The organism is Bacteroides sp. AM16-24 (assembly GCF_003471885.1).
In the GTDB taxonomy this organism is placed as follows: Bacteria; Bacteroidota; Bacteroidia; order Bacteroidales; family Bacteroidaceae; genus Bacteroides.
Genome location: NZ_QRKI01000016.1, coordinates 112,276 through 131,432, shown reverse-complemented (window position 1 = coordinate 131,432; position 19,157 = coordinate 112,276). Strand labels below are relative to the sequence as shown.

The window sequence follows — 19,157 nt, the reverse complement described above, 5'->3', positions numbered from 1 at the left end:
TTTATTGCTTATTATCCGCACCCAAAAAGTTGCATTTATAAGTTGAACTCAAGTTATCTTTAGTGATTATTTCTGTTCTTTGAACATGACAAAGATAGAGCGATAGAAACAGAAAAGCGGTTTATATGCGGCACTAAATAAAGTGCAATGGCTTTTGCAACTATTTGAAAATTAAAGAGTTTTGAACTGCGCTTTATGAAAAAGTTTATATCTTCCCATTTCAGGTTTATATATAAAGAAAAGTGCAAAAAAAGGGAGACCGTAACTTCCGTTAATTGATAAATATCTATCTTTGCAAAGACTTAAAGCAAGAAGGAAAAAACGGCATGAAAGCATTGAAACATGGTTTGATAAGTTGGATATGCGTGTTGGTATTAGCAGCATGTACGGAAGTCCTGTCATTGCAACGCATCCAAATAGAAAAGGCGGAACAGATGTTACAGCAGAATGCAGAGGAAGCGATTGCTCTGCTTCGGTCGGTGAAAGATCCCGAAGTATTACCAGACTCGTTGCAGGCACGGTTTGCGCTGGCTATGGGGCAAGCCCACTATAATGCGCATTGGGTGATGAATGAAGATTCTTTGCTGTTATACGCTCTGGATTATTATGGAAGACCGGATGTGAGTGACACATTGCGCTTGTTGCGTACCTACAAACTGGCGGCGCATTACTTCTACGATAGCGAGAGATATAAAGAAGCTACTGAGATGATGGCTGAAGGGAATCGCATTGCAGCCTTGCGCGGCGATACGGCTGCCCGTCTTGATTTGCTGCGGTCTGTAGCGAATATAGGGGAAGGTAATGATGATTTTGAAGGGCTGATACGCTTACAGAAGCAGTTGATAGCTATAGAGCCTGATTCCACCCGACAATATAATAACTATAACAGCCTGGCGGTATCGTACTACTGTGCAAATCAGAATGATTCTGCGCTGCTGGCTCTTCGTAAAGCTACTGAATGCCTGTATACCTCCACAGACTCTTTGAAGGCATTGTACTATGTGATGCGCAACTACGCTGATATACTGAGTGATTCTGGCAAGAATCGGGAAGCCATCAATTTGCAGCGCCATAGTTTACAAGAATATAAAGAAACTAAACACCCTTTTGAGTCCTTATCTTATTATGCTCTTTCGCGTTATTTCCTGAATATGGGTCAGATGGATTCCGCCCGCTACTATATGCAAATGGGAGATAGCGTGCGTTCGCCCTACATTGATCAGGATTTGTCATTGGCTAACTTTTGGCTGGTACAGAAAACATTGATGGATTATATGGATAGCCGCTCTTTTACCATTCGGGATGTGGCGTTCTTCTCAAACCGGCTGTATAACAACTTTATCCGTGACCAGCGGGTGATAGCCCAAAAAGGAAAGGTACAACTGTTACTTCAACAGCAGAATATGAATCTGCAATTGGAAAAGCAGAAAGAACGGACCTTTTTTGTCGGATTGGTGGCTCTCTGTATTTTGTTGTTGCTGGTTGTCGTCTGGTATTTGCAGCGAAGAAAGCATTTGCTTGTGGAAAAGGAAGAAGAACTGGAGGCCTTGCGCCGTCTGCTGCATGAGACGGAAGGCGATGAAAGCGGCAATAATGATAAGTTTGTCAAGAAGATGCTGCTCCAGCAGTTAGGTCTGATACGTATTGTGGCTACGAATCCCAGTTCCGATCATCAGGAGCTATTGGTACAGATGGGACGGATAGCCAATAAAGATGTAGCGGTGGACGATTTGCTGGTTTGGAGTGATTTATATAGGACTATTGACATGGTGCATGATGGCTTTTATACCCGTATCTGTCAGAAGTATGGAAATATCCTGAATGAAAAGGAACTGCAACTCTGCTGTTTGTTGAAGTCGGACTTTTCAACGAAAGAGATTAGTGTGGTTATTCAGCAGAGCATACGGACGGTGTATCAACGTAAGACGGTGATACGGCAGAAATTGGGCATGGAAGAAAAAGAAGATATCGCTGAATTTCTTTCTAAGCGGATATGAACAAAGTGTGATAAGGTGATAGGGTGATAAAGTGATAACGGGATAACGCTCTGTGATATATAGCGCAGCTACTTTATCACCCTATCACCTTACCACCTTATCACTCCTTTCCTCCCTTTCTTTTATGCTAATGATTACTTTTGCAGTTTCATTAAATGTAATCTGCTTTATGCAATTCCCCGGATGCGGTCATCAAATGCCGACAGTGCCGCCTTCGCACCTTCACCCATTGCAATTACTATCTGTTTGTAGGGAACGTCCGAAACATCTCCTGCTGCATAAACGCCCGGAAGCGTGGTGCGGCAAAAAGCATCGATCTTGATTTCGCCTATTGGTGTCGTCTCCAGCATGTCACGGAAAGGAGCACTATTAGCTGCCAGGCCAATTTGTACGAAGATACCATCCAATGGGAAATCTCGTTCTTCACTACTTACACGGTCTTTGACGCGGATAGCTGTTACCTTATCACCGTTTCCCACTACTTTGGTAGTCTGCGAGGAAGTGAAGATTTCTACATTCGGTAAGCTTTGCGCCTTTTCTTGCAATACCTGGTCGGCTTTCAGCGTATCGGCAAATTCAAAGACAGTCACTTTCCGGCAGATACCCGCCAAGTCGATGGCTGCTTCTATACCGGAGTTTCCGCCACCGATAACGGCTATATCTTTCCCCTGATAGAACGGTCCGTCGCAATGCGGACAGAAGGCAACTCCTCTGCCTATATATTCCGTTTCACCTTCCACATTCAGTTTGCGCCAGCTTGCACCGGTGGCAATTATTACACTGGGAGATATGAATGCTTCACCGCCCACTACTGAAATCCTCTTTTCTTTTCCTTGAAGTTCCGCCTTCTCTATCTTACGGTCTTCAAACAAGTCGATGGGATAATGATTGATATGGCTTCTTAAATTGTCTGCTAACTGTGCACCTGTAGTCTGTGGCACGGAGATCAGGTTCTCGATTCCTACGGTTTCCTTTACCTGACCACCGATCTTTTCGGCTACAATGGCTACCCGTAATCCCTTACGGGCTGAATAGATTGCGGCTGAGGCACCTGCCGGTCCGCCACCTAATACGAGGACATCATAAGTACGTGAGATAGGCTCTGCATTCCCTACTGGTTCGGAACCGAACATTTCTTCCAGCTTTTGCAGAAGTTCGCCTAAAGTGCCACGTCCTACATGAAGCAATTTACCGTTGGCATAGACGGACGGTACGCCTTGAATTTTCAGTGCATCCACTTCTTCCTGGAAAAGGGCACCGTCTATCATTTCATGTGTGGCCTGTCCGTTCAGCAGAGCTATTATGTTCAGAGCCTGCACCACATCGGGGCAGTTGGTACATGTCAATGATACATAAGTTTGCAATGAAATGGGCCCTTTCAACGCCTGAATGCGTCGGCGGATGGCTTCATCGGGAAGATTTTTCCCCTTTCCATCGGCATTCAGTATTGCCAGAAGCAAAGATGTGAATTCATGGCCGTTCGGTATCCCGCGGAATTTGACACCGGTTTCTTTCCCGTTTTTCAGTAAAGAGAATTCCAGCTTCGGTTCTTCAGTTTCAGTTACCTCACAGGAGAGTTTATCGGAACATCCTGCTACATCTTTCAGCAACTCTGTCAGCTCCTGTGCGCTTCCGTGCCGGGGATGGCAGGTGATATGAAAAGTGTACTGTGCTTCCAGGTTTTGGAAGACACTGCGTACTTGATTTAAAATGCTTGTTTCTAACATAACAGTATATGTTTAATTCCAGCCATAAATGCATGCTTATCACATTGTATATTAGGAAAATGTAGTTTCCTGACTGTAGGAAACTGTAGTTTCTGCAGTTGGGAACAGGAGTTTCTAAACCTTGGAACTGCTGTTTCCGGCATTCAGAAACTCCTGTTTCTTATTGCAGGAACGATCGTTTCTTCTAATGGAAACTGTCGTTTCTTCAAAAGGGAACGGCCGTTTCCTCTAATGGGAACTGACAGCAATACATATATGGGACTGATTGATTACTAATGTAAGATAAAAGAGGTCCCCTCTATGTGTGCAATGGATAAAGGGGACCTCGCTAATAAAAAAGGGATGTGAACTTAAATTTTACCAACCAAATCTATACTTGGCTTCAGTGTTTCGCCGCCTTTCTTCCATTTTGCGGGACATACTTCGCCGTCGTGTGTTGCAACGAACTGTGCTGCTTCTACCTTGCGGAGAAGTTCGTCGGCATTACGTCCGATGTTATTGTCCTGTATTTCGGCAATCTTGATTTTGCCTTCGGGGTTCACGACAAATGTGCCGCGGTAAGCCATACCTTCTTCTTCGATCATTACACCGAATGCGCGAGTCAGCACGCCTGTAGGGTCTGCCAGCATCGGATACTTGATCTTGCGGATACTTTCGGATGCATCGTGCCATGCTTTGTGCACGAAGTGAGAGTCGGTGCTTACAGAGTATACCTCTACACCCATTGCTTGGAATTGCTCGTATTTTTCAGCGATGTCCACCAGTTCGGTAGGGCATACGAAAGTAAAGTCTGCGGGATAGAAGAAGAAAATAGCCCATTTGCCTTTTACGTCTTCGTTGGTTACTGTTTTGAAACTTCCGTTCTGGAATGCCTGAACTTTGAATTCAGGAAGCTGGGAATTGATAATTGGTTCCATAATCTTTTTTGTTTTAAAAGGTTTAGTACTTTGTTTTTTCGATGATGCAAAGTTCATGCAAACCGAATGCAGAAGCAAGCTCGCTTGATTATGCTGAGGTACAGCTGATCTTCGCGTTTGCAAAAATATAGCATCTTTTGCCGATAGAACAAAAAAAACGATTGAAAAGATTTATGGGCCGATAGACGAAATCTATACAACGCACTGAGTTGCCCGCAGGGATAGCATTTCGCGGGGTACAGAGGCTTGTATTTCTTTTGTGAGTACCTCCAACAAAGTGTTTCGTATGAAGTGCTCGTTGGTGATGAGAATGATCTGCCGGGTAGGAGTGGGGATGGCAAAGGGGCGCACCAACTCTTTCTGTGTCTCGTTGAGCTGATCGATGGCAAGTTCGGGAATGAAGGTAACGCCTTTACCGCTTTCTACCATACGCATGAATGTCTCCATGCTGCCCAGATGATAAGCGATCTGGCTGGCTTGCGCCGCCTTCATCTGGCAGAAGCGGACTAACTGGTCGCGGAAGCAATGTCCCTCGTCCAGCATCCAAAGCTGTTCGTCGCTGAGATCGGAGGTGCGGATAATCTTATTATCGAACAGTTTGCTTTCGCGCGCGATGTACGCATAGAATTGTTCGTAGAATAAAGGTATCTGGCGGAAGTCATCCTTTTCGGGGAGGGTGGCGATAATGCCGGCATCTATCTCTCCTTTTATAAGAGCCTGCTTGATGTCCTTCGTCTTCATCTCCGTTACGCGGATATCCAGTTTGGGATATTTCTTCATCAGTTGCGGAAAGAAGCGCGGCAACAGATAAGGGGCGATGGTGGGAAGTATGCCTAATTTAAAGACACCCGACAAGGAGTGCTTTTCTTCTTCAATAATATCCTTTATATGGCCTGCCTGTTCCAATACGATACGGGCTTGCTCTATTACAAGCTGTCCGACGGGAGTAGGGCAGATGGGTTGTTGGTTTCGGTCGAATATCTTGGTGTCTAACTCGTCTTCCAGTTTTTGTATCATGGCACTCAGGGTGGGTTGAGTTACGCGGCAATGTTCCGCAGCTTTGGCGAAATGGCGGAACTGATTAACGGCAAGAATGTATTCCAGTTGTTGTAAAGTCATGATAAATAAAGGGTTTGAACGGGTTATATAGATTCTGTCTATGCAAAGATAGAAATTATCTGTTTGACAAGCGTTGATTTGCCTCTTATCTTTGTACAAAAAACGAAGAAAGGCTGCATCTCAGCATAATCAAGCAAGCTTGCTTCTGCCTTCGATTTGCACTTTCTTTGCAACAAGAAAAAGAAAAACAGTATAAACTATTAAAACCATAAAATTATGAAGACTTTAAATTATATCAAGTTAAATGAATCGGGAGTAGCTAACGTAGTATCTGCATTGCATCAACTTTTGGCAGATTTCCAGGTATATTACACGAATCTGCGCGGTTTCCACTGGAACATCAAGGGACATGGTTTCTTCGTATTGCACGAGAAGTTTGAAAGTATGTATGACGACGCAGCCGAGAAGGTGGACGAAATTGCAGAGCGTATCCTGATGTTGGGTGGTGTACCCGAAAACAAGTTCAGCGAATACCTGAAAGTTGCAAAGATCAAAGAAGTATCTGACGTGGCTTGTGGTAGCGATGCGGTCAGCAATATTCTTGAAACTTACGGATACCTCATTGGTGAGGAAAGAAAGATCATTGAACTGGCCAATGAAGCAGGTGACGACGTTACTGCCGACCTGATGACAGGCTATCTGAAAGAACAGGAAAAGATGGTTTGGATGCTGGTCGCTTTCAGTACAAAAGGATGCACAGACAAATAATATATAGGTTTAGGTGATAAATGATGGAAAAGGTGATGAAGTGGTGGAAACACTGCTTTATCACCTTTTTCCTTGTATATTATTTCTTTTTCGGTGCCCGTCTTGCCCAACCTTCTTCACTGAAGTCAGGTTCTTTATCGCGGAACTCCTTATTGTCATTTTGGAAGAATTGCCTCCAATCGTCTTTCTTGCCACGGGCACTAGTATAGCCACGTTCTTCGCGGCTCGGTTTGCCTTTCTTTTTGTCAGCCGGAGCATTGTCAGATTTACTTCTACTGTTTCTGGGCGTATCGTTACGTTTTCCAGATGTATCACTGCGTTTTTCGTCTTTGAAGCTACGCTTCTTGCCATCAAACTCCTTTTTTCCGTAACTGCTTCCTTCGCTTTTACGTCTGCCTTTAGGAGTTTCCTTGCCTTCTTCGCCGGCAATCTCCACAGAAACCTTACGACCGTTCCAGTTGGCTCGGTTTAAAGCTTTTACTACATTTCCCGCTTCTTTCTCGTCTACCTCAAAAAATGAGAAGTTCTTCATCAGATCAATACGTCCCAGTTCCACACGACCACGGGTATTACTGTTCAGAAGACTGATCAGTTCATTGGGGAAGAAATTATCCATCTTACCCAGATTGATGAACAGGCGCGTAAATCCCGGTTCAGCTTTGCGGCTGCTACTTCTGCGATCACCACTGCGTTCATTGTCACTTCTGCTTTTGCGTTCACCTCGGCTATCAGTAGGCATTTCTATTTCTTCGCGATTGCGGTAGTATTCTGAGAAACGGTTGAACTCGTGGGAAACCATACGTTTGATAAGGTCTTCTTTGCTCAACCAGTCCAGTTTACGGTATATTTCAGGCATAAAGTCAGCCATGTCTTCTTCGTTCACTTTCACCTTTTCCAGATCGTCAATCACTTTCAGGAGCTGTTTCTCGCAAATCTGTTTGCCGGTAGGCATTTCACCAATAATAAACTTCTTGCTGATGATACGTTCTATTTCGCGCATCTTACCTTTTTCGCGCAAGTTGATGATGGCGATAGAAGTACCGGTCTTTCCGGCGCGTCCTGTACGTCCGCTACGGTGGGTGTAACTTTCGGTATCATCTGGCAGACCATAGTTGATAACATGTGTCAAGTCGTCTACGTCGAGTCCGCGTGCAGCAACGTCCGTGGCAACCAGGATTTGCAGATTACGGATGCGGAATTTCTGCATTACGGCGTCACGCTGCGCCTGACTTAATTCACCGTGCAGTGAATCGGCATTGTAACCGTCCTGCATCAACTTGTCGGCAATTTCCTGCGTTTCTTTGCGCGTACGGCAGAAAATGATACCGTATATCTGCGGATAATAGTCTACAATACGTTTCAGAGCCGCGTATTTATCCTTGGCATGAACGGTGAAGACTACATGCTTCACGTTACTTGTACTTTCATTTTTCCGTCCGATAGTGATTTCTTTGGCGTCACGTAAGTATTTCTTTGAGATACGTGCAATCTCCGGGCTCATAGTGGCAGAGAATAATAACGTATTACGCTCCTGAGGCACATCGGCAAGAATAGCGTTAATACTGTCCGTGAATCCCATGTTCAGCATTTCGTCCGCTTCGTCCATCACTACATTCTGGATAGTGGTGAGCGATACAGTCTTACGTTCCATCAGGTCGAGTAGTCGTCCCGGGGTGGCAACGATGATATGTACACCTTGTTTCAGGGCACGTATCTGGCTATCTATGGATGAACCACCATATACGGGCAACACCCGCAATCCAGTGATGTATTTGGAATAGTCATTCAAATCACCTGCAATCTGCAAGCAAAGTTCGCGTGTAGGGCAAAGTATAAGGGATTGTGGAATCCGGTTCTTTACATTAATTTTTTGGATAAGTGGCAGGCCGAATGCGGCGGTTTTCCCCGTTCCTGTTTGTGCAAGTGCTACAACATCATTATTTTCTCCTAAAAGGTAAGGAATCACTTCCTCTTGTACCGGCATGGGACACTCATATCCCATTTCTTCAATGGCGCGGCGTATCTCCGGCGACAGACCGAGCTCTTCAAAATTCTTCATTAAATCTTTGTATATCTTTATATTCGGGCACAAAGATAGAACAATTTTAGTGATTAATTATCGTTTTTCACTAAAAGAATACTTTGCAGCTTCTTAATTTCTTCTTTCTTGAGTCCGATGCCCCTTTCCAGATAGGTCTCCACGTCACCGTACCTACGTTCTATTTCTTCTTTGGCAGCATTCAGAAAATCTTCTCTGGCTGAATAGATAGTTGTGATGGCTTCTTGTGAACGTGCAGGCAGATTATAGGCATAACGTGAAGCGCTGGGAATATTGAAATAATCATTGCTGAGGCGATAATCTTCCATGATAATATCGCTGTTCACACCAAGAGAAGCGAGTATCAGTGCCGAAGCAATGCCGGTGCGTCCCTTACCGGAGGAACAATGAATGACGACAGGATAGTTAGCACTGTCCAACAGGATATCGAATATCTGCCGGTATTCATGGTGGTAGTTCATCACTAACTCGCGATTCATTCGTTCCACCATACGGTATACAGTATCACTTTTTATTTTTTGTTCCTGGATACCTCTCAGAATATCTTCCATATCTCCCGTTTTTATGGGAATATGTACGACATTGAATCCTTCTTGTAATGGGGTATGTCCTTTTAACTCTGATTCGGAGCGCAGGTCTACAATAGTCTTGATGCCTATATTCTTTAGTTCTCTGCGCGAGTAGCATTCCAGACTGTCTATCTGGGCTGAGCGGTAAAGCATGCCCCAGCGCAATTGTTTCTGGGTAGGATATGATGGATATCCTCCCATATCGCGGAAGTTCTGTATACCAGGGATATTGACATTACGGGTAGCAATCTTCACACGGTATTTATCATTAAATACAAGGGTATAGTAATACCGTCTGGTAGGGTCCGTGGTAACAATTGTCATTCGTTGGTCGGCAATATTTGCCATGGCCACCGGAGAATCTTCGGGAATATAGTTCGGGTCGGTAGAGGCATATACCTTTACGTTTCCTTTAATAAGAGGGGCCATTTCCCATTTGACGATACTATTTCCAACGTTGTTTTCTTCGCAAACGACGGAGATATGGGGAGCTGTGCCGCTACAAGCCGGTAGCAGTAATACACATGTTAGCAAGTTCAACAGATTTTTATACATAGTTTTTTGTCTGAGCGTATACTGCAAAGATATGTATTCTGCTGACTTTTGTTACTTCAAGGCGCAGAGTTTCACAGAGTTTTTTCTCCTTTAACGGGGATTTAGTTAATGGGAGGCAACTGGCGGGCAAACTCCGGTGATATGGAATTGTTAAAACTCCGGCATACATCTGCCGAGAACTCGATGCCGCAACGGATAATCTTGTCCCAGGTGGCTTCATCTATTTGTCCCAGATCGCAGTGGCGTACATTGTACTTCAGCAGGCCATAGATGATTCCGGCATTGAAATTATCACCCGCTCCAATAGTACTGACTGCCTCCAATGGCGGAATAGCATACTCTTTGGTAATGCTTTTCGTACGCAGTGAAATCTCTTTCGCTCCGGCAGTGCAAAGAAAGTTAGAGCAATAAAAACGAATCTTATCTTTGTAGACCTTATCCACTTCCTTTTGATTATACATATAGAAGAAATCTTCTATAGAACCGCGTACAATGTCGGCATATTCCAGATTCTCGATGATGGTTGATGTCAGTTTAATGGCTTCATCTTTATGCGAGGAGCGGAAGTTAGGATCGTAGTAGACAATTGCTTTCTTCTCACGTGCCTGCTCCAACAGATCCTGAACTTTATCGCGCAACACCGGGTTCAGGGCAAAATATGAACCGAAAACTACGATGTCGTCTTCTTCCAGTTTTGGGAAGACTACATCCAGCCGTTGCTTGGGATAATCCTTATAGAAAATATATTCCGCATCACCATGTTCGTTCAGGTAAGCCAGTGATACGGGAGATTTGCCATCGGGGAACACATTGACATATTCGGTAGACATGCCGCTATCCTGCATGAATTGCAGAATTGTGTTGCCCACCTGGTCGTTTCCCGTTTCGCTGATGAAGCTCACAGGTACGCCTGTCCGTGCCAATGACACGATGCCGTTAAATACTGAGCCACCCGGTACAGCTGCTGTCGGCTGCCCGTTGCGGAAAATGATGTCAAGGATAGTTTCTCCTATACCGATTACTTTTCGCATAATTTTCTTGATTTTTCACCCAAATACCCACCGTGATGACGTTTGGAGTAGTCTCCAATTGTAAAGCCGGTCTGTTGCATTACCTGTACTACAAGAATGTCACCGATGACGGTCATTACAGTAGTCGAGGTAGTGGGCGTCATTCCCAGAGCACAGACTTCCTTGGGCTTTCCTGTGCTGAGACATACATCAGACTCATGAGCCAACGGACTATCCGGATTTCCGGTAATAACAATAAATTTAAGCTCCGGGTTCAAATTATGAGCTAATTGTGTGAGTTCCACGATTTCGCGTGTTTTGCCGGAGTTAGAGATCAATAGCAGTAAATCGTTTTCCTGCAAGATACCTAAGTCACCGTGTTGAGCTTCGCTGGGATGCAGAAATACGGAAGGGATTCCGGTAGAACAGAACGTAGTTGCAATGTTCATGGCAATCTGTCCTGCTTTTCCCATACCCGAAGTTACCAGTTTCCCTTTCCGCCGGTGAATTTGTTCCACGATAAGTTCTACTGCACGCTCGTAAGCGTCTGTCACGGGGATGTTTAGAACAGCTTGTGCTTCTTTCTGCAAAAGCTCTTGAATGGATTCAATCATTATACTATTTTTGTTAGTAGTTAGGTTATAGCCTACAAATATCTGCAATTTTCCATAAATGGCAATAAGTTTTATTGTATTTTTGCTTTGTGAAGATAGGGGGAGCTCATCAAATTGAGTTATCTTTGCGCCCTCAATCAGTTTTGAACGTAAGAATGAAGAAGTTAGCACTTTTCCCTTTACCGGGACATAACGAATATACACTTGCCAACGGTTTGCGTATTATCCATCAACCGGCCTATTCCAATGTAGCTTATTGTGGTTTTGCTGTTGATGCCGGAACCCGTGATGAGCTTGAGAATGAACAAGGCATGGCGCACTTTGTGGAACATCTTATTTTTAAAGGTACACAGAAGCGGAAAGCCTGGCATATTCTCAATCGTATGGAGAATGTAGGTGGTGACCTGAATGCTTACACCAATAAAGAAGAGACGGTTATCTATTCTGCTTTCCTTACTGAGCACTTCGGCCGGGCCTTTGAACTGCTGGCGGATATTGTATTTCATTCCACCTTTCCGCAACGTGAGATTGAAAAGGAAACGGAGGTAATCATTGATGAAATCCAGTCTTACGAGGACACGCCTTCCGAACTTATTTTCGATGACTTCGAGGATTTGATCTTCCGCGGACATCCGCTGGGACGTAATATTTTGGGTAATCCTGAATTACTGAAAACGTTCCGGAGTGAAGATGCTGCTGCTTTCACTTCCCGCTTTTACCATCCGGGCAATATGGTTTTCTTTGTTTGGGGCGATTTGGATTTCAAGCAAGTCATCCGTTGGGCAGAGAAACTCCTTATAGATGTCCCTGCGGTATCGGTGGATAACCGTCGTATGCCTCCTCCTCTTTATACGCCTGAGAAACTCACTATACATAAAGATACGCATCAGGCTCATGTCATGATTGGCAGTCGTGGATACAATGCCTATGATGATAAACGTACAGCCCTTTATCTGCTGAACAATATTCTTGGGGGCCCGGGTATGAATAGTCGTCTGAACGTTTCTCTGCGTGAACGCCGGGGATTAGTTTATAATGTGGAGTCCAATCTGACTTCTTATACGGATACAGGTGTCTTCTGCACTTATTTCGGATGCGATCCTGAAGATGTGGATACATGTATGCGATTGGTAATGAAGGAACTTAAAAGCTTGCGTGATACCAAGATGACTTCCCAGCAACTGGCTGCTGCCAAGAAGCAACTCATCGGACAGATAGGTGTAGCGTCGGATAATAATGAGAACAATGCCCTCGGTATGGCAAAGACCTTCCTGCATTATCATAAATATGAAACCTCTGAAGCGGTTTATCAACGTATTGAACAACTTACTCCGGAGATCCTATTGGAAGTGGCGAATGAAATGTTTGCAGAAGATTATCTGTCGACGCTGATCTATCGCTGAGTATCCTTTATTGATTAGCATCAGGTAACGTCTGTAACCATAACTCAATGCTCGGTTGCAAATAAGTTATTCTGTTTCTGACGTAAAGGTAAGCATTTATGTCTTCTCTTTAAATATCTGCTCCTTACCTGAGGCATACTTGCTCCGTATCAAATCCATACAATCTCCACATAGAGGTACCTCTGAGTGGAGATTGTACGGAGCAAGTGGGTTGCAGATAGGTCGCAAGGAGGTTGCAAGTATGCCTTGAGTAAGATAAAGAGGAAGAATTAAAAAGTCAACTTTTATCCTTCAATCTGTTTGAGTGGTTACAAGTCTTCGCATACTGAATTCGCAACCGCAATATTGCTGATTATAGAAGTCATGCTCTTTGAGAAGCTGGTTTCGTCGGTCTTGTAATCCTCCTTTTCGCCAGTTTTGTTCCCAGAAAGTGGTTCCGGGGTAAAGGGCAGCGGCTCTACGTCCCGCTTCGTTTATTTGGTCGAGGCTTTTCCAGCGGGAAGAGGCGAGGGTAGTGGTGAACAGGGTAAAACCGTGTTCGGAGGCATAACGGGCAGTTTCAGCCAGACGAAGGTTGAAACATTTCAGGCAACGGCCACCTCGTTCGGGCTCATCCTCCATTCCTTGTATGGAGGTGCGCCAGAATGAGTAATCGTAGTCGCCGTCCATAAAGTCAAGTCCTAACCCCTGAACATAACGGATGGCCTCGGCTTTCCGGATTTCATATTCGGCCTGAGGGTAGATATTGGGGTTGTAATAAAACACGGTGGGGCGGATGCCGTTAGTAAGCAGGCATTCGATAATGGCAGAAGAACAAGGTGCGCAACAAGAGTGGAGCAGCACCTTGTCTTCATGGTTAGGAGTTTGAAGCTTTAACATCATCTTTTCGTCTTTTTAGATACATATTTATACCTTCAGTTTTATTTTGGCCTTCACCAGCAGTCCGGTCAGTTGGACGATGATGAGGGAGAATATGAGTGATCTTAATAAGCCCGGAGCACCTGCATTCAGGAGCTCGGGGTAGTGCCAGCCCAACAATTGCTGTGCGGCGTACCATATATATGGAATGATATAACACGTAAGCGTGGCAGTCCCGGCAGGTTTGATAATATCGAACCAGGGTGTTTTACCTTTTACATCCGTCAGCCAATAGAACAGGCCGAACAATGGGAAGAATGCAGCAAGGCAATAGAACAGCCAGCTCGGAGTAGCCTGTATCTTTGAGATAATCCAGTGGGGGTGCGAGCAAAGTGCAGCGATGAGCATGATGACACCTAATGCACAAAGGGTAACAATGAATTTACGCGGATGTTCCCGGTCGGCATATTTCTGCATCAACAGGGAAGTGAGTACCCCCGACATACCGAATGCATGCAGTGTCCAGTCACTGGGGATGAAAGGCAGAAGGATGATGCGTAAACCATATTCCTGGGGAATCAGATTGGAGTGACTGATCACTGCAAGGAGTATGACGACCAGCCATGCTATGACATTTTTACGCAAACTTTCGCGGGTGAACAGGTAGATACCGGCACACACGACATACGTCCAACCGATAAGTCCCAGAATGCCCCACCAACCTTGATGGAAAGGTTTTCCGTTTAAATCTTTATATAGAACGAGGAATGCCAACAAGGCAACGCCAAGCACCTTCATTGCGATGAATAGGTACTTTTTTGACCCTTCGGTCTTCGGATAAACGGCCCAGACCAGGAAAAAACCGATAACCATCAGGATACAGAACCACTGGTGGGAAATGCCACCTGCTATGCCACCCGAATTGAGTGAAAATAGCCCCATAGTGATGAGTGCTACTGTACGCCAGAAGATATGGGCAATGACTTGAAGCGTAGTATCTCCTTTCCTGTAACGGTTCTGGATGGCAAAAGAGACAGACATGCCCATGCAAAACAGGAATGCTGGAAAAATGGTGTCGGAGAATCCCATCATGTCTTCGTTGATGTCGGCATGTTCGAGCCAATGGGGGATGTTCTTCAGACCGGGGATGTCATTCACGAAGAGCATGAGAAACATGGTGAGTGCGCGGAATACATCAACCGCGGCCACTCGTTGAGGTGCTAAGTTTTTCATTATAGAATACATTTGGGGGTTAATGCTGCAAATATAGGAAACTAATTTTTTATATTTGTCCCCATGAAGGTAAAACTGCTGATATTTCTCGGATTGGCTTTAGTGGGCATTCATGGAATGTCTGCTCCGGTTGATGTCCCTGCAATGGATGGATGGCCTGCTGCCTTGGATGAGGCTATCGGTGCACATCAGGAATATGTGGCAGTGAGGGAAGCTCGTATTGAAGCTTTAAGGCAGTAATTGTCGGAGACAGACATGGAGGCACCGGAGTATTTCCGTCTGAATGGAGAGATGTTTCAGGAATACAAGGCATATATATGCGATTCAGCCCTTCTTTATCTGGGCCGCAACTTGCGCTGGGTACAGCGTCACGGTGTACAGGAAGCGGCCGATGAAACCCGCATCCGACGGGCGCACCTGATGTCTTCGGCAGGTATGTATAAGGAAGCCTCTGAGGATTTGGAACAGATAAACCTTTCTATACTTTCTTCTCGTTTATTGCCCGATTATTATGAAGATTACCGTCATCTGTACGGTGAATTGGGGATGTATACGCAAGATACTCTCCGACGTCGTCGCTATTATGATTTGTCTGCCAGTTATGAAGATTCACTAATGCAGGTACTTTCCCCTGCTTCCGCCCTTTATCCAGAACGCAGAGAGATGCAGGCAGCTGCTGCCGGTAGGTTGGAGGAAGCTTTGAAGATAAACGACAACCGTCTGGCAAGTGTGCGTCCCGATACTCCGGAGTATGCATTGGTAACGTATCACCGTTCTTTATTGTATCATCGTTTGGGTGATCGGGAGAAAGTAAAATATTATTTGGCTTTGTCCGCTTTGACAGATATCCGCCTTGCGATTACAGACCATGCCTCCCTGTGGACTTTGGCACAATTGCTCTATGAGGAAGGAGACATTGAACGTGCTTATCGCTATATCCGTTTTTCGTGGAATGAAACCAATCATTACAATGCCCGTAGCCGCAGTTTGCAGACAGCCGGCATTCTGTCGCTTATAGATCTTACTTATCAGGCTATGCAGGAGAAACAGAATGAACGTCTTCGTTTTTATCTCTGCTGTTGGTAGTGGCTCTTGTCTGGATTTACAGGCAGATGAAGCATCTTTCTGTTGTCCGGGCTCATTTGGAGCGGGCGAATGAACAGTTGCAAATGTCTAATCATATCAAAGAAGAATATATCGGGCGCTTCCTGAAACTCTGTTCTACTTACATCGACCGACTGGATGCTTACCGGCGCATGGTGAACAAGAAGCTTACCGGCGGGCAGGTGGAAGAGCTTCTGAAAATGGTACGTTCACGAGATGTGCTCGACACGGATTTGAAAGAATTATATGAGAACTTTGATACGGCTTTCCTACACCTTTTCCCTGATTTTGTAGGAAAATTCAATAAACTGCTCCAACCGGAGGAACGGATCATACTTCGCAAAGGCGAACTTCTGAATACAGAATTACGTATTTTTGCCTTAATTCGATTGGCTATTGATGATAGTTCGCAGATTGCTGAGTTCCTCCGTTATTCCGTCAATACAATTTATAATTATCGTGCTAAAGTGAAAAATAAAGCCTGTATTTCGCGCGATGACTTTGAAACATGCGTTATGAAGATACGTTAAGTATACGTCATGACCTTATTCCCTATCCACTTTTTCACTTTCTCTATTGATTTTTATCTGCTTGTTCTTTAGAGAGTTATCGTCACTGTATATTTCATCTTATCCACATATTCATAATGTGGAGGTACGTAATGCCTTTATCTTGCCTACCTTTGGGGGAGATTAATTAGCTCTTGAAAAACATACCATGAATTTGAAATTGCCTTTTTTATTAGGATGCTGTTTGTTGGTTGCCACTGCTTACCACAACTATGGCGGCAGATGTGAGGAATTGAATAACATTCAGCAGAAACGTCCTGATAAAGAACTTGTCTTTACGGAAACTTCTATCGGCATGTGGAATGACGAACGCAATCAGGAAAGGCGTTTGATGGAGGATATGCGTGAAGGTGGTTGTAAAGGTGCTGACGTAAAAGGGTTAATGTATTCTGCATTTGAAAATACCGATGGAACCGTTGCTTCTTATCGTTGGAAAAAATAATCTTATAGTATTAAAATACCATGTTGAAATCGATTTTAGTGGGTACATCCCTTTTAGTAGCTTCTCTGATGTTGGGGAGTTGCGGTGAAAAGGCAGAAAAAATACAGGATTCTGCTGCGTTTATAACAATTCAGGGGCAAGACCTGATAAAGCCTGATGGTACGAAACTCTTTATCATGGGTACCAACCTGGGCAACTGGCTGAACCCGGAAGGGTATATGTTTAAGTTCAGCAAGACCAACTCGCCCCGTTTCATCAATGAAATGTTCAGCCAGCTGGTGGGGCCTGACCATCGCTCAGGACGGCTTTGCCCGTGTAGACAGTGTAGTGGAATGGTGCCGTGAAGCTGACCTTTATCTGATTCTCGATATGTACGATGCTCCGGATGGACAGACTGGCGATAATATCGACGATAGTTACGGATATCCCTGGCTGTTTGAAAGCGAAACGAGTCAGCAATTGTATTGCGACATTTGGCGCAAGATTGCAGACCGGTATAAGAATGAGCCGATTATCCTCGGTTATGAGCTATTCAATGAACCCATTGCTCCGTACTTCCCTAATATGGAAGAACTGAACGGTAACTTCAAGCCGTTCAAGGACTCTAAGTTTGATGATAAGATCATGTATACCTGTCACCGCTATGGGGGCGATCCTACAAAAGAAGCTATCCAGAGTATTATTGATTTCCGTGACAAAGTGAATCTGCCGATGTATATGGACGAAATAGGTCATAACACGGATGAATGGCAGGCCGCTTTCTGCCAGACGATGCGTGAGAAGAATTGGGCGAATATCGTTTATTTCTCCGAGGCTCCCCGTACCTTCCTACAAGGAAATCCGCGATGCACGTCCCAACCAGGTGATAGCACGCAAGGCAATGATGGACTTTATCGAGGCATGTAAACTGAAGAACTGCGTGGTGCAGGAAGGATATATACAATCGTTAGGTATGAAACAGTGATACTATCTCCATTCTCCTCCTCCGACTGGAGGAGGGGAGTGGAGATACCCCCGTAAATCACACCGCTAAATTATCATTTATATTACGGATTAATTTTGATTGAGTACTTATTAATAAATATCAATATGAAGAAAGTATTATTCGGTTTCGCATTCGCTGTTGCTCTTCCGCTCTTTGCGCAGCAGAAACCTGTGATCTGGATGCGGACAAACCTATTGAAGAAAGAGTAGAAGATGCGTTGAAAAGGCTGACTATTGAAGAAAAGGTGGCTATGCTGCATGCGCAAAGTAAATTCAGCAGTCCAGGCGTGCCCCGCTTGGGTATTCCTGAATTCTGGATGACGGACGGACCTCACGGTATCCGCCCCGAAGTTCTTTGGGATGAATGGGATCAGGCAGGATGGACCAACGACTCCTGTGTGGCTTTTCCGGCTTTGACCTGTCTGGCCGCTACCTGGAATCCCGATATGTCCATGCTTTATGGAAAAAGCATCGGTGAGGAAGCGCGTTATCGCAACAAGACCGTCCTTTTAGGCCCCGGAGTCAACATCTACCGTACACCGCATCTGGCTTCCCGCATGGTAGTTCCCTACGTGCAAGGCGTGCAGCAGAATGGCGTAGCTGCCTGTGTGAAGCACTATGCGCTGAACAATCAGGAAATCAACCGTCACACCACTAACGTCATCATAGACGACCGTGCCCTTTATGAAATCTATCTGCCTGCTTTCAAGGCAACCGTTCAGGAAGGCAAGACGTGGTCTATTATGGGTGCTTACAATCTGTATAAAGGCCAGCATGCCTGCCACAACCAATATCTGCTGAACGATATTCTGAAAGGCGAATGGGGCTTCGACGGTGTAGTCGTATCCGACTGGGGCGGCACGCACGATACCGACCAATCCATTACGAACGGCCTCGATATGGAGTTCGGCAGCTGGACGGATGGCCTTTCCAACGGGCATAGCAATGCTTACGATAATTATTATCTGGCTATGCCTTATCTCGAACGTATTAAGTCCGGTAAGGTAGGAACGAAAGAACTGGACGACAAGGTGCGCCGCATCCTGCGTCTGGCATTCCGCACTACGATGGATGCGAACCGTCCTTTAGGTTCCATACTTTCTCCCGAACATTATGAGGCGGCACGCCGCATTGGTGAAGAGGGCATTGTGCTGTTGCAAAACAACGGTGGCGTATTGCCCATCGACCTGAATAAAGCGAAAAAGATTGCCGTTATCGGTGAGAATGTCGTGAAGATGATGACCGTAGGCGGTGGCAGTTCCTCCATCTCTTATAATTGAAGTAAGAAT

At 45.0% G+C, this 19,157-nt stretch carries 12 protein-coding genes and 4 pseudogenes; 7 read left to right on the top strand and 9 right to left on the bottom strand.

Annotation, left to right across the window (positions count from 1 at the left end):
* Positions 1 to 326 precede the first annotated feature (326 nt).
* Complete coding sequence (locus tag DW182_RS17320; RefSeq protein WP_118296320.1) at positions 327 to 1,997, top strand: tetratricopeptide repeat protein; 1,671 nt, start codon at positions 327 to 329, stop codon at positions 1,995 to 1,997.
* Between the two features lie 167 nt (positions 1,998 to 2,164).
* Here DW182_RS17320 and ahpF read toward each other — a convergent pair whose 3' ends face one another.
* The 3 genes from ahpF to DW182_RS17305 all read right to left on the bottom strand — a co-directional run bounded on the left by ahpF (position 2,165) and on the right by DW182_RS17305 (position 5,760).
* Positions 2,165 to 3,724, bottom strand: coding sequence for an alkyl hydroperoxide reductase subunit F (gene ahpF / locus DW182_RS17315; RefSeq protein ID WP_118296314.1), 1,560 nt, complete (start codon positions 3,722 to 3,724; stop codon positions 2,165 to 2,167).
* Positions 3,725 to 4,074: 350 nt separating this feature from the next.
* Entirely contained in the window at positions 4,075 to 4,641 is a 567-nt protein-coding gene (gene ahpC / locus DW182_RS17310; RefSeq protein ID WP_007211096.1) for an alkyl hydroperoxide reductase subunit C, read from the bottom strand.
* A gap of 192 nt (positions 4,642 to 4,833) precedes the next feature.
* Complete coding sequence (locus DW182_RS17305) at positions 4,834 to 5,760, bottom strand: hydrogen peroxide-inducible genes activator (RefSeq protein ID WP_118296313.1); 927 nt, start codon at positions 5,758 to 5,760, stop codon at positions 4,834 to 4,836.
* A 216-nt stretch (positions 5,761 to 5,976) separates the two neighbouring features.
* On the opposite strand from DW182_RS17305, the gene DW182_RS17300 reads away from it, so the two are divergent.
* Entirely contained in the window at positions 5,977 to 6,468 is a 492-nt protein-coding gene (locus tag DW182_RS17300; RefSeq protein WP_007216682.1) for a Dps family protein, read from the top strand.
* 79 nt (positions 6,469 to 6,547) lie between these two features.
* Here the strand turns inward: DW182_RS17300 and DW182_RS17295 are convergent, their stop codons facing one another.
* The 4 genes from DW182_RS17295 to DW182_RS17280 all read right to left on the bottom strand — a co-directional run bounded on the left by DW182_RS17295 (position 6,548) and on the right by DW182_RS17280 (position 11,275).
* Positions 6,548 to 8,527: a DEAD/DEAH box helicase gene (locus DW182_RS17295; RefSeq protein ID WP_118296319.1), complete on the bottom strand. Its 1,980-nt coding sequence runs from the start codon at positions 8,525 to 8,527 to the stop codon at positions 6,548 to 6,550.
* Between the two features lie 53 nt (positions 8,528 to 8,580).
* Positions 8,581 to 9,651 carry a tyrosine-protein phosphatase gene (locus DW182_RS17290; protein WP_118296312.1) on the bottom strand — a complete coding sequence of 357 codons (1,071 nt, stop codon included), beginning with the start codon at positions 9,649 to 9,651 and terminating at the stop codon, positions 8,581 to 8,583.
* Between the two features lie 101 nt (positions 9,652 to 9,752).
* Positions 9,753 to 10,682, bottom strand: coding sequence for a carbohydrate kinase (locus tag DW182_RS17285; RefSeq protein WP_007661382.1), 930 nt, complete (start codon positions 10,680 to 10,682; stop codon positions 9,753 to 9,755).
* Entirely contained in the window at positions 10,670 to 11,275 is a 606-nt protein-coding gene (locus DW182_RS17280; RefSeq protein WP_021967858.1) for an SIS domain-containing protein, read from the bottom strand. The genes DW182_RS17285 and DW182_RS17280 overlap by 13 nt, the downstream gene beginning before the upstream one ends.
* A gap of 155 nt (positions 11,276 to 11,430) precedes the next feature.
* Between DW182_RS17280 and DW182_RS17275 the strand changes: the two genes are divergently transcribed.
* Positions 11,431 to 12,678 carry a pitrilysin family protein gene (locus DW182_RS17275; RefSeq protein WP_117691351.1) on the top strand — a complete coding sequence of 416 codons (1,248 nt, stop codon included), beginning with the start codon at positions 11,431 to 11,433 and terminating at the stop codon, positions 12,676 to 12,678.
* A gap of 291 nt (positions 12,679 to 12,969) precedes the next feature.
* Here the strand turns inward: DW182_RS17275 and DW182_RS17265 are convergent, their stop codons facing one another.
* Positions 12,970 to 13,557, bottom strand: coding sequence for an epoxyqueuosine reductase QueH (locus DW182_RS17265; protein WP_118296310.1), 588 nt, complete (start codon positions 13,555 to 13,557; stop codon positions 12,970 to 12,972).
* Positions 13,558 to 13,584: 27 nt separating this feature from the next.
* The gene (locus DW182_RS17260; protein ID WP_118296318.1) at positions 13,585 to 14,769 is read right to left on the bottom strand and encodes a DUF5009 domain-containing protein; all 1,185 of its coding nucleotides are present in this window, start codon (positions 14,767 to 14,769) and stop codon (positions 13,585 to 13,587) included.
* A gap of 63 nt (positions 14,770 to 14,832) precedes the next feature.
* Between DW182_RS17260 and DW182_RS17255 the strand changes: the two are divergent.
* The 4 pseudogenes from DW182_RS17255 to DW182_RS17240 all read left to right on the top strand — a co-directional run.
* A pseudogene (locus tag DW182_RS17255) lies at positions 14,833 to 16,403 on the top strand (DUF6377 domain-containing protein).
* Positions 16,404 to 16,629: 226 nt separating this feature from the next.
* Positions 16,630 to 16,884 (top strand): annotated as a pseudogene (locus tag DW182_RS17250) (glucosylceramidase); the annotation flags it as partial.
* A gap of 20 nt (positions 16,885 to 16,904) precedes the next feature.
* Positions 16,905 to 17,848 (top strand): annotated as a pseudogene (locus DW182_RS17245) (glycoside hydrolase family 5 protein).
* A gap of 125 nt (positions 17,849 to 17,973) precedes the next feature.
* Positions 17,974 to 19,136, top strand: a pseudogene (locus tag DW182_RS17240) (glycoside hydrolase family 3 N-terminal domain-containing protein); the annotation flags it as partial.
* Positions 19,137 to 19,157 lie beyond the last annotated feature (21 nt).

Coding starts and splice junctions, on each gene's coding strand:
- DW182_RS17320 (WP_118296320.1), top strand. CDS start 327: ATGAAAGCATTGAAACATGGTTTGATAAGTTGGATATGCGTGTTGGTA.
- ahpF (WP_118296314.1), bottom strand. CDS start 3,724: ATGTTAGAAACAAGCATTTTAAATCAAGTACGCAGTGTCTTCCAAAAC.
- ahpC (WP_007211096.1), bottom strand. CDS start 4,641: ATGGAACCAATTATCAATTCCCAGCTTCCTGAATTCAAAGTTCAGGCA.
- DW182_RS17305 (WP_118296313.1), bottom strand. CDS start 5,760: ATGACTTTACAACAACTGGAATACATTCTTGCCGTTAATCAGTTCCGC.
- DW182_RS17300 (WP_007216682.1), top strand. CDS start 5,977: ATGAAGACTTTAAATTATATCAAGTTAAATGAATCGGGAGTAGCTAAC.
- DW182_RS17295 (WP_118296319.1), bottom strand. CDS start 8,527: ATGAAGAATTTTGAAGAGCTCGGTCTGTCGCCGGAGATACGCCGCGCC.
- DW182_RS17290 (WP_118296312.1), bottom strand. CDS start 9,651: ATGTATAAAAATCTGTTGAACTTGCTAACATGTGTATTACTGCTACCG.
- DW182_RS17285 (WP_007661382.1), bottom strand. CDS start 10,682: ATGCGAAAAGTAATCGGTATAGGAGAAACTATCCTTGACATCATTTTC.
- DW182_RS17280 (WP_021967858.1), bottom strand. CDS start 11,275: ATGATTGAATCCATTCAAGAGCTTTTGCAGAAAGAAGCACAAGCTGTT.
- DW182_RS17275 (WP_117691351.1), top strand. CDS start 11,431: ATGAAGAAGTTAGCACTTTTCCCTTTACCGGGACATAACGAATATACA.
- DW182_RS17265 (WP_118296310.1), bottom strand. CDS start 13,557: ATGTTAAAGCTTCAAACTCCTAACCATGAAGACAAGGTGCTGCTCCAC.
- DW182_RS17260 (WP_118296318.1), bottom strand. CDS start 14,769: ATGAAAAACTTAGCACCTCAACGAGTGGCCGCGGTTGATGTATTCCGC.